Below are 12,129 nucleotides of genomic sequence, written 5' to 3' on the forward strand. Positions count from 1 at the left end.
TTTTGTTTTTTTTATGAAAAGGCTTCTGACGTATTTTGTCAGGAGTCTTTTTTATTTTGAAGAATGAAAAAAAAGTCACAGTTTTCAGTCGCAGTGCACAGTTTTAATGTTTACTGATTACTGTGACCGCGACTGCGACTGAAAACCTACAAAGCTCCCTCTAGTTCTAATGTTTCCTTAAGTAAAGGATAGTGTCAAGAGTCTTTTTTGTTTTGAAGGATGAGAAAAAAAGTCACAGTATTCAGTCACAGTGCTCAGTTTAGTGTTTACTGATTACCGTGACTGCGACTGCGACTGAAAACTGCGACTGAGAACCTACAAAGCTCCCTCTAATTCTAGTGCTTCCTTAAGTAAAGAATAGTATCAGGAGTCTTTTTGTTTTGAAGAATAAAAAAAGTCACAGTATTCAGTCACAGTGCCCAGTTTTAGTGTTTACTGATTAGCGTGACTGAAAACTGAAAACTGAAAACTGAGACTGAAAACTGAGACTGAGACTGAAAACCTACAAAGCTCCCTCTAATTCGAGTGCTTCTTTAAGCAATGGATAGTTTACCTTTCCGTTTGGTGTAAGCGGAACATCTTCTATATGCATTACTTTTAAAGAATTGGCGTGAAGATTCAGTTTGGCTTTTAAGATTTTTAGAATCAATTCTTTGTTCATATTCTTGTCGGTGTACATAACGGCCAGGTGCTTATCGTTTATTCCCAAACAGATAAAAGTTTGTCCGCCCAGTGCATCTTTTAACAGTAATTCTGTTTCGTCAAGATTCAAACGTACGCCAAACAATTTCACAATTCGTTTGATTCGGCCCACAATGTAGTAGTAACCTTCGTCGTCTTTACGGGCTTTGTCTCCGGTGTGAAGTCTTTCCTGCTGTTCAAAAAACTGTAAATCGGCTCTGACATTGGCATAACCGCCATAAACGTTAGGACCAATATAAATCAGCTCATCCGTTTCGTTATCAATCTCAAAACGTCCATTTTTGACAGGTAAACCAATAGAGGTTCCTTTTCGCAACAGGTCTTTAGGAGGCAGATAAGCCATACGGCCCGAAGCTTCTGTCTGACCGTATTGTGCATAGAACTGCTTGCCAAATTTCTCGCTAAAGTCGGAAATCGCTTCGATCAGTTTGTGATTCAGCATTCCGCCCGTATGCGTTAGGTAACGCAGTGAAGGATGATCTTTTTTGAAAAATCCAATACTGTATAACATTTCATAAAAGTACGGAACGCCACCCAGGGTAGAGTATCCGTATTTTTTGAAATCGGCCCAAAATTCTTTTTGAAAAGCATCCTTATCCGTACATACAATTTGACTGGCTTTGATGCAATTGGTGGTAAAAATCGATAAGCCGTAAACAAAATTAATAGGCACATTTAAAGGCACTACATCGTCCGTTCGAATAGGCATATACTCCATAATCGACTTTGCATTGTGCACCAGATTTTCATCGGAAAGCCTCACGAATTTCGGCGATCCGGTAGTTCCGGAAGTGCTGAGCAAAAGTTTGATTTTGGCGTGTATCGGGTAAATTAAATTTACATTTCGTTTAAACAATACTATAGTGTCCGATGCATTTACCGTGGTATAGCCTTCTATCTCGGTACGCGTAGGGTCGAAGATATAATAAGGCGTATATTTTTGTTCTAAATTTTCTTTAAAATGCTCGTGTAAGCCCATTCCCAGCAAAGCGATAGTAAACCTGCTCTGATAAAAGTTGAGCAGGGTTTCAATAGCGGGTAACTGATTGTCATTGTAAATAAAAACAACCGAACGAATGTTTTCAATTTCCAGCGACTGATCCATTTCTGCAATAGATTTTGAAAGTCCTGTGCTGGAATCGGTAAAAGTCAGTTTTTCGTTTTTCCTGATTAAATCGTATAGTTCCATAAGTTTAGTGGTCTATTCTAATTAATTTCAAATCCGTATTTTTTAAGGATGTCTTTTATTTTTGCTACACTTCCCATTTCAAGGATATCTTCCATTTCGATAGAGATTTTATAGGTGCTTTCAAGTTCTTCTACCAATACCAGATGACTCATTGAATCCCATTCGGCGATAGCCTGATATTCCAGTCCGTCGTTAACTGCCTCAACAGGAATTTCAAAAGCTCTTGCAAATACTCCGTGTAATTGTTCTACTGTACTCATTTTTTTATGATTTAATATTAAATTGATATTTTTATTTTGTGTAATGTTCTAATGGGTAAAGAGATAGCGCTCCGCTGGAGCTTTGACAAAAATGGTATCATTAATTTTCTATAGATATGTCGCTCCTTCGGAGCTTTTAATAGCTATTATGTTCCATCGAGACATTAATATTTATAACATTTCTATAATCCGTTTTGTTGAACCCCAGCGGGGTGAAATCTCTTTAAATTGGTTTGTTTTTAAACTCTTGTGTGCTTCCATTTTCCCTTTCGAAAGACCACAATACAGGCTACAGCCAATATGATTTCCGAAATAAGAATGGCTGTAAATACACCATTTGATCCCAGATCAAAAGAAATTCCTAAGGCATAAGCAAGCGGAATCTGCACGACATAAAACATCAGGATGTAAAGCCAGGTCACTACTTTTACTTCGCCAGCCGCGTTAAGGGCTCTCGAAATAACCATTGTATAACCCAGCAGTATATAAGCCATCGAGATAAGATGAATGTACATCGTGCTAAAAGAGATTACCTCGGGATTATCGGTAAAGATTTTCACCACCGGAACGGCAAGGAAAATCCAGCAGACTCCAATTAGAACCAGAAATCCCATGTTCAGCATTCCCGCTCTCCAAACCGATTTTTCGGCTCTGTCGGGACGTTTGGCTCCCAGATTTTGTCCGGTTAAAATTCCCGCGGCATTTCCAAGACCCCAGGCCGGCATCGTAGCGATAGAGGTAACTCTTTGCGCCAGTATGTAACCTGCAAGGGCATTTTCGCCAAAATGTGACATAATTTTGATCATGAACACCCAGCTTGAAGCGGGAATGATAAATTGTACCGTACCGCCAAAAGCCAGTTTTAAGACTCTTTTGAAAATAGCGAGATTAAAAACCAACTGTGCCAGACCAATTTTCAACAGGGTTTTGCCGTTTATCAGATACCAGGCCTGATAAAGTACGCCGATCACTCTCGCAATCAAAGTCGCCAGACCAACTCCCAACAGACCATAAGCCGGAATTGGCCCCCACCCAAAAATAAATATCGGGCACAACACTATGTTTAGGGCATTCGAAAGCCAAAGTATTCTCATAGCGGTGGAGGCGTCTCCGGTACCTCTAAAGATCCCATTTACGACGATACGAAGAATTAAAAACCCGCTGGAAGCAAACATGACGATTCCGTAAGTAGTTCCTTCTTCAACCATCGCAGCAGAAAGTCCCATTGCACCCATAATATCGGTGGTCCAGATGGTACAGACAATACTAATCAGCGCCGCAATGGGTACTGTAGCATAAATAACCTGCATGGCTGTTTGACCTGCCGCCTTGAATTTTTTCTCTCCAATTCTTCTGGAAATCATGGCGGAGGCCGCAATTCCGAGACCAATAGAAACCGAATAACAAAAGGTGATAAAAGTAGTGGTCGCTCCCGCAATAGAAATAGCATTTGTTCCCAATCGGCTAACAAAGAACAGATTGGAGCATACAAATAAAGATTCCATCAGCAGCTCTGCTACCATGGGAACAGACAGCAAAATAATGGTTTTGTTGATACTTCCCGAAGTGAAATTGCTTTCGCTGCCGGCTAGTGAACGCCTTAACAAACCAAAGAAAGAGCGTGTTTTTAAAAGGGCTTCTTTCATTAGTTTTCTTTTGCCGTTAGTACTTCTTCATTGATTAACTGATGCAGTGGATTCGGAATAAAACCACTTTTTTTCATGTGTGGAAAACCAGCTGTTTCTTCATACCCGTTATACAAACGTCGGCTATTGAAAATAAGACGTTTGAATTCAGGAATAAACATATTGTATTTGTTAAAGATTTCCTGAAGTTCAGGATGTTCTGCCTGATATTCGGTAACAATGTCGTAAACACAATTCCAGAATTCTGTTTCGGTATAGTTTGCCGTTGTGATCATCACATCGCTCAGGTATCTAAAGAAGGCATCAAAAATGGCAATCAGTATCGTTAATGGTGCGTTTTCAGGATTTGGAGAGGCATTAAACAAGTTCTCAATAAATTCCTGCGGCAATTTTTTCTTCGCTTCTTCATTGATCAGAATATCGCCCACAAAGTCCTGCAAAGCAATACGTGTTGGTACATAATCTTTTAGAATTAGAATCACATTTTGTCCGTGTGGATCAATAGATAAAGAATGCTGGTAATAAATTTGAAGCACAGGTTTAAGATAGGCCGTCATATAAGCCTTGAGCCATTGCTCTGTAGAAAGACCTGATTTCTCTATCAGTTCCTCTACCAAACTTTTACCGGTTTGGTCTACATATAATAAGGCCGCCATCGTCATTAATTTTTCGCCTTTTCTAAGCGAATTTACCGGGCTTTCGCGCCACATGGCACCCAAATATTCATTGTACTGGTACGGAGGATTGGCAATTTTGCTGTAACTAGGATGGGTGTAGGTAACTGAGACCACTTCGCCCAAAAGCACAACGCCCATTTTTTGTAAATGCTCGTCTTTTTTAAGAACGTCTTTCAGATATTCTGTCAAACGTGGCGCAATTAATAATTGTTTAGGCGATAAACCCCTAACGTGGCTGGTATTTAAAATAGACATCGATGTTTTTACATAATGTTTATTGGGTGCACTTTCGTTAAAAAAAGTACGGATGCTTTGCTGAGGGCTGTAAATATCTTCGGTTAATTCTAAAGGAACAAGATGTTTGGAAGCAATATCATTAGCAAACTGCACGACCAATTTGTTTTGCCATTGCCATAAATGCACAGGGATAAAAACATAATCGTCTGCATTTACATTTAGTGCTGTTAACTTCTTTCTAAAAACATCCAGTTTTTCTTTTCCGATTTCACTTTCGTAGAAAGCCTGATGCTCCATATCGGTTTGTAAACGCAAAGCGGCTCTGTTTTTATGAGCAGCAATCCAAATCAAACGGGTTCTTTGGTCTGACTCCGGCGTGAAATTATTGTAATCTCCCGAGTTAAAACCAATTCGCCCTTTGTTGACAATTACCCATGGGTGGCCGTCCAGACTGTGTTCGATGGTCTGAAAATCAGCATCGACTAAGGTGGACACAGGCACACGACGGTTAGAATGGATGTAGGCATCGGCATATAAAGTGTGCAGTAACTCTTCGATATAATGGGCAAGAGTGAAATCGTTAATACCAAAAGTTTCCTTAAGTTCGATAAAGAAATTAGGTACGTCAATATGATCTAATTTTACTTCATGCTCGACTTTGCAGATACTGTCTCTGACGATGTGCCAGTAATTTAAAAATCTTGGATAGGCCGAAAAGATATAGTAAATATGCTCTGAATCGGTTTCTAGAATAAAATGGGTAAGACCGTCCTCGTCTTTACCCGTTATTTGGGGATTTGCGACATCTTCACGCATCAATTCCGAAATACTTTTGGCCAGTAAATTGCGATTTACCTGGTTCCAGATCTCGGCGTTGAGATGTTGAGCGTCTTTAAAGGTATTTTCTGGGGTTGTCATTTTAGTTGATTTTTAGTAAGATCTGCCGATTGGGTGTAATAGTTTTATCACTAAAAAACGATGTTTCTAAGTGTTCAATTTTTTTTTAATTACATCAATGGGCTAAAATCTAATTGTTTAATTGCTCGTCTATTAATTCCATAACATTCGTTGTCGAAAACTCCGGAGTTGCTTTTTGAACTCCAAATTGCTGAAATGCAATTCGTTTTTCAACCTTATACACTTCACGATTGGCAATTTGGTTGATGATGTACGAATTTCGGTAAGCACCCATTCCTAAATCAGGAGTCGAAAGACCGTGTGTATGCAATTCTGCATTCTGAACAAAAATATCTGTCCCGTCTTTATCTATGGTATAATTACGGTGCACCTTAAACAAGCCATTTTCTAAACGGCCAATTTTGTTTTCAATTCCCGAAAGAAAAGCTGGTTCTTTGTATCGATAACCTGTTGCCAGAATCACATAATCAGTTTGATCCTCGAACGGCTGCTCGAGTTCTGTTTGCACGAAATCAAGCGTATACGAACCATCAGCCGCTTCACTTACCGAAGTAAGACGCATGTTGGAGCGCAACTCCACATTCAACGGTTTGTCTTCTAAACTCATTTCATAGAGACTGTCGAAAATCTCATTAATCAATTCGGTGTCGATTCCTTTGTAAAGCCCATGTTGACTGTCTAAAAGCTGTTTGCGCTTTTGTGCCGAAAGACTGTGAAAATGATCTACATATTCCGGAGAAGTCAATTCCAAAGTCAGCTTTGATTTATTGTCGAGCGGGAAAAAGTGGGACGAACGGGTCAACCATTTCAGTTGCAATCCGTCTTCGGTATCCGGCAAAAGATCGCGGAAAACTTCAGCAGCACTTTGCCCTGAACCGATAATCGTTACAGCTGTATTTTTTTGAATGTGTGGCTTGAAATACAAATACTGAGAGGCGTGAATCACATTTGGCAATGCCTCAGCATCAATAAATTCAGGGATATAGGGTGAAGTTCCTGTACCCAGAACTATTTTATGTGCATAATAAACAGCCGTAACACAAGTCTGGGTATTAATCACCGTAACTTTATAAACATCGTCAACAGGATCGATCGAAAGAACCTTGTGCGAAAATTTACAATTGCTAAGCTGAGCAGCGGCCCATTTGCAATATTCATTGTACTCTCTTCTGTAGATAAAGAAGTTTTCACGGATGTAAAATTTATAAGCACGTCCGCTTTGTTTGATGTAATTTAAGAAGCTGTATTTGTTAGTCGGATCGGCCATGGTAACCAAATCGGCTAAAAACGGAACCTGTAAGGTAGCATTATTCAGCATTAAGCCCGGATGCCAGTCAAAGCTTTCGGACTGATCAAAAAACAGTGCTGATAAATCTTCTATGGGTTCGATAAGTGCGGCAAGTCCAAGATTGAAAGGACCAATCCCGATTCCGATTACCGAATATATTTTTTCTGTATTCATTGTGGTTGTATTACGAATTAAACTTGTGTGGCTGAAACGGTATTTTTTTGAAAGGCTTCGGCAGCAGGGAATTTAGCCCAATACCATTCTCTGTAACAGAAGTTCAGATTGGCTTTTTTGTGCGGCATTTCGATGACTTTCTGAATTTTAAATCCAACGTGAGCCTTGTTCATCATCGAAGCGATAGAGTCTACAGAACCTTCACCCACCATTTTGCCTACTTTGGCTTCACTCAAAACAAAATCCATCATAGACTGCGTTGCCGGAGAACCGTATTTTAATTTCGGATCGGTTGGGGCGATAAATTGGTGTGTTCCATAGTCGGAGGGAAGTACGTCATAGTATTCTCCAACAATGTCACGGCACGGCCAGTACACTTCAATATTAAAAGTCGGAACCCCGTTGGCCTCTCCGATATAACTGTGCGAATGACCTCCGGGAAGCATGGTGCGATAGAATACCTCCAACTCACGTAACGGCCAGTTCATTTGCCAGATTTTCAAAGCATGTTCGCGGTGAAACCACTCGTGAAGCATTTCCAGATCGTTGTCTACATCTACCGGACGCAGGCTGATCGTAACGTTGTCTTTCTCAAAAAAGCGGCTGAAAACCGTAGTGTTTGGTTTTGGCTGAATCAATTTTTTGGAGAAAAAGTGTTTGTTTAACGGATTAGGATACGTTTTGTACACCGCCGGATTGGTTCGTGGCGCACTGGCTTCGTCCATATTGTTTAAACTGGTTAGTAAATTTCCTTTTACGATTAGTTTGACACTGTTCGTAAAATGAGAAACCAAACCTGTTACATCTGAATCTTCTTCTTTTTTTAAGGCATCGTATATTAAGTCCAGTAATACCGTTTCGTCAGCAAGTTTGTTTTTGCCCAATGCGCTCACAATTCCTAACAAATGATTGATTAACAGGTAATACCCCCAGAAATCAATAATTCTTTTTTCGGCAATAAAAGAGCGGCTTTCTTTTCCAAAATCGGGAATTAAACGTTCCAGTTCCGGTACGATTCCTTCGCGGAAAAAGTACCCCTGATTGTCTCTGAAATAAAGTTTTGATGGGAACAGATTTTCATCAAATTCGACCATTACATTCTGTTGGTGAAATTCTGATCCAAATCCGTATTTATTAAAAACACCAATCAAAGGCGTAAGGCTGATGTTCAGGTATTGTTTGAACCAGGCAATAGCAGTGTCAGCTACTGTTGTATCTTGTCTTTTGGCCGATTCCTCAATCAGGGTTACGATTCTTGGCAGTTCATTCAAAATGTTATCCTGAGACAAAGCAGCTACCAGCGTTACATTTTTGTTGGCGTTGGCTCCATGAAAAGGATTTTGACGAATACTAGTACTAAAACCGTCGATAATTTTATCTTCAAAAACCACTGTGATGAACGCAGGATCAGTAACGAGCTGAATTTGTGGATAGTCTTTCTGAATGCCTTTTCCCCAATCTGTTTTCATCAACTGTGCTGCATCATAACCACGATTAAGCTCATGTGGATAATTGACACGGAACGAATTGGTAATTTTCACATGCAGTGAGAATTTATACATCCATTCGCTTTCGTCATTGTACACGGTACGAACCGATGAGGTTGCCGAATAGGAAGGACCAAATTGCCCGAGACTGAAAAGCAGTTGTCTGGACTGCATTTCTTTCACCTCTTTTTGCTCTAATAAATAGTTGGCTTCCCAAGGGTGTGCCGGTACTACTTTGTATTGCGAATAAAAATCCAGTAATTCTTGGGCGTTTTTATTGGCATATTTTGAAATTTCATTTCTCAGATAATCGGTGATCAGATAGTCTTCGGCACTTTTTTCGATAACATTTTCAGGGTGCACCAGGAAAAAGTGTAACGGAAACTGCCCCTCGGTTTCAGGAGAATATTTTAGCAATTCGTCTTTGGTAAACCCTTCTCTGCTTTTTGGCAGCGGATGTACCGTATGTCCTAAAATCAAAGATTGTTCGGCTGATATAAAAGTTTGTTCCGGGTTGCTGGCGTTGCGGCCGCTATTTTTATAATGCTCCAGATAAAGTGCGAGATTATCAATACTGTTTTCCATACGTTTTTGGGTAGGAAGCGGATCAATATCCGGATATTCTGCTTTGCAATAGCCCGCAACAATTTCTGTGAACGCGATAGGATTTATTTCTCTGAATTCATCGGTTGCAATAGTGCGGGACACTATCGGAAAGCCAAAAGCATGAACGCCACTTTCAGAAAAGTAAACCAAAGGAGCAAAAACTTCCTGGCCAACAGTGCTAAAGTCAAATCGAAGAAAAGAGCTGTGATCGATAGTCTGCATAAATTCAGCCAAAGCAGGGTCGTATTTCGGAACACCTTCGTATTGGCTCCAGTTGCTGAATTCTCTGCAATAACAGTTGAGGAGGGATTTGTAATTTACTTGTTCGGCAAGTTGTTTGAAATTAGTTAAGTCTGTGGTATTCATCTCCGTTTTGTTTTATGAGGTTAAGAATGTTTTTAATATCATTTAGGGTTGTAAGGGGATTTAAAATGGTGAATTTCAAATAGAATTCTCCATCTACTTTGGTGCTGGCTACCAGAACTTCGCCGCCAAAAAACAGTTTCTCTTTGATGTATTTGTTGACTTCACAAGAATTAGATTCAGCTGGTCCGTCGAGATAACGGAAGAGTAAAATACCAATATCAGAGTGGCATAACAGTTCAAAATTAGGATCGGCTTCGATATAGGCAGCGGTTTGTTGGGTCCTTTCGATTAAGGTCTCCGTAAATTGTCCGAGCTTTTTCTTGCCCATATAACGAAGGGTAAACCAAAGTTTTAAAGCATCAAAACGACGTGTAGTCTGAACAATTGATTTATTGACCTGGGCCGGAAGCGCATCGTAATTTTGCTCTTTAGGATTCAGATAATCAGCGTGATGCTTGATCAGGTTGAGGTGAAGTTTATTTTTAGCAATAAAGGCACTGCTGCTTACCGGTTGGAAGAATGATTTGTGGTAATCGACGGTTACCGAATCAGCCAGTTCTATGCCGTTTAATAAATACCTTTGTTTCTCTGTTAAAAGCAATCCGCATCCATAGGCAGCATCTACGTGAAGCCATAAATTGTACTGACTAGCAATAGCGGCGATTGTTTTTAACGGATCGATGTTACCAAAATCGGTTGTGCCGGCAGTAGCGGTAATGGCAATTGGAATGTTTCCTTTTTTAATTTCGTCAGCGATCGCCTTTTCGAGTTTTTCCGGATCCATACGGTATCTTTTGTCGACACCCACATTTACGATGGCTTGTTCTCCAAGACCTAAAACCCAGGTGGTTTTATGATTGCTGAAATGCGCTTTATCCGAAACAAAAATCCTGTACTTGTGCGCATCAGGTGGAAGTCCGTCCATTTTAATGTTCCATTTTTGATACTGCATGGCATAGTAATCTCTCGCCAAGAGCAGCCCCATTAAATTACTTTGAGATCCACCTGCTGTAAAAACGCCATCGCCTTGTGTATAGCCCACCTGCTCGCTGGTCCAGTCAATTAACTTTCTTTCGATAAAAGTTCCACCGGCGCTCTGGTCATAAGTATCTTGTGATGAATTGATGGCACTTATCAGAATTTCTGCTGCCAGTGCAGGTATCACCACAGGGCAATTTAGGTGTGCAATATATTCCGGAAGGTGAAAAGCAGTGGCGTGGTTCACATAAAGTTCGTCTACTTCGTTCAGCAGACTTTCGTAATCGGGTAGGGGTGTTTCAAAATCTATTTCTTCCACTTTAGCCCTTATTTCTTCCGGTCTGATGCCACTGAACGGTTTTTTATTGTTTTTTAAGAAATTCGAAACGCGTTCTTGTGCCAATTTCATTGCCTGTGCATATTCCGGGCCGGAATTCTGATGGAAAATGTCTTTGTAAAAATCCTGGTCCTGCTGGACCTCTCTGTCGAATGCTTCCTTACGGATCAATGTGGTATTCATAAAATAGTTGTTTTAAGGGGTTTAAGTTATTTTTCAGTCGAGGTAGACGACTTTTTTAGATAGTGGGGTTCTCTTTTTTTTGGAGGGTTTTTAAGGCTTCGGGATAATAACCGAGATAAAGAAGTCCTAGTGATTTTTCATTTTCAGCGAGGCCAAATTTGGCAACATAATCGATGGCTACTCCTTTGGTACTCCAGTAACTGCCAATTTTATGAGCACTGCAGCTAAGCGCTATATTTTGTACAGCAGAAGAGACAGCTGCAATTTCTTCCCATTCAGGCAAGGCAATTTTGGTGTTTCGAACCATAATTACCCCAATCATACAGGCTGCATTTAACGGGTAGTTTTCGAGATAAGAAAGTTTATCTCTTTGATCTTCGGGCGACAATTCACTATAGAAATCTTTGTAATAGTGAGCCATATATTCACCGTACTTCTTCAGGTATTTGCCGCGAAAAACGACAAACCTCCAGGGTTCTGTCATTTTGTGATTGGGTGCCCAGGTCGCATTAATCAAAATTTCTTCCAGCAGCGGTTCAGGCAATTCTCCCTTGACAAATTGATTGGCGTAGATGCTTCTTCGGTTGCGGATATTTTTTGAAATTTTATTGAGTTTATAAGAAGAGTCTGACGGCTTGGTTTTGCTGGGGTTGTTCTTGATTTTCATATATTTTTGAAATTTTTCTAAGAAATTTCTTTTTTATTTGGGGTTAAAAAAATATATTTGTAAGTAATTCTTATTTAGAATGAATAAGAATAGTACTTGACAAAAGTATAAATTAATCCCAACAAAAAAAATAAATTTTAAAAATTTATGAGAATGTCCGTACTTGTTTGTGGTTAAATCAGGTGTAATTTTTTACATTTTAATGCTTATAGGCCTTGTAAATGCTGGTTTTTCCTGCTTTTTAACAATACTACTGAATGAGGAAAAATGAAATAATAATCGATATATTTCTGGTGAAATGATTGTAAATAAAACTTTAAATTTTTGTTTTCTTACAAAATGAGTATTTACAGAAACAACCCGCTTTAAAGAACTGTTTTATCCAATTTGGAACTCTTTTGGCAAAAGTGTTTG

General features: G+C 39.6%; 8 protein-coding genes. All 8 read right to left on the reverse strand.

What is annotated here, in order from left to right:
• Positions 1-502: 502 nt before the first annotated feature.
• The 8 genes from ACN1CN_RS18385 to ACN1CN_RS18420 all read right to left on the reverse strand — a co-directional run bounded on the left by ACN1CN_RS18385 (position 503) and on the right by ACN1CN_RS18420 (position 11,715).
• On the reverse strand, positions 503-1,891 hold the full coding sequence (locus ACN1CN_RS18385) for an AMP-binding protein (RefSeq protein ID WP_419136663.1): 1,389 nt from the start codon (positions 1,889-1,891) through the stop codon (positions 503-505).
• Between the two features lie 17 nt (positions 1,892-1,908).
• Entirely contained in the window at positions 1,909-2,151 is a 243-nt protein-coding gene (locus tag ACN1CN_RS18390) for an acyl carrier protein (RefSeq protein WP_264524232.1), read from the reverse strand.
• A 239-nt stretch (positions 2,152-2,390) separates the two neighbouring features.
• Entirely contained in the window at positions 2,391-3,797 is a 1,407-nt protein-coding gene (locus ACN1CN_RS18395; protein WP_419136664.1) for an MATE family efflux transporter, read from the reverse strand.
• Positions 3,797-5,629 carry an IucA/IucC family protein gene (locus ACN1CN_RS18400; RefSeq protein ID WP_419136665.1) on the reverse strand — a complete coding sequence of 611 codons (1,833 nt, stop codon included), beginning with the start codon at positions 5,627-5,629 and terminating at the stop codon, positions 3,797-3,799. Before ACN1CN_RS18400 ends, ACN1CN_RS18395 begins: the two co-directional genes overlap by 1 nt.
• Before the next feature lie 109 nt (positions 5,630-5,738).
• Positions 5,739-7,091 carry a lysine N(6)-hydroxylase/L-ornithine N(5)-oxygenase family protein gene (locus tag ACN1CN_RS18405; RefSeq protein WP_419136666.1) on the reverse strand — a complete coding sequence of 451 codons (1,353 nt, stop codon included), beginning with the start codon at positions 7,089-7,091 and terminating at the stop codon, positions 5,739-5,741.
• Positions 7,092-7,108: 17 nt separating this feature from the next.
• Complete coding sequence (locus ACN1CN_RS18410) at positions 7,109-9,550, reverse strand: GNAT family N-acetyltransferase (RefSeq protein WP_419136667.1); 2,442 nt, start codon at positions 9,548-9,550, stop codon at positions 7,109-7,111.
• Entirely contained in the window at positions 9,528-11,048 is a 1,521-nt protein-coding gene (locus ACN1CN_RS18415; protein ID WP_419136668.1) for a pyridoxal phosphate-dependent decarboxylase family protein, read from the reverse strand. Before ACN1CN_RS18415 ends, ACN1CN_RS18410 begins: the two co-directional genes overlap by 23 nt.
• Before the next feature lie 55 nt (positions 11,049-11,103).
• Positions 11,104-11,715, reverse strand: a complete 612-nt coding sequence (locus ACN1CN_RS18420) for a nitroreductase (RefSeq protein ID WP_419136669.1) — start codon at positions 11,713-11,715, stop codon at positions 11,104-11,106.
• Positions 11,716-12,129: the final 414 nt, after the last annotated feature.

It is taken from the genome of Flavobacterium sp. T12S277, assembly GCF_048514875.1.
Lineage (GTDB): Bacteria > Bacteroidota > Bacteroidia > Flavobacteriales > Flavobacteriaceae > Flavobacterium.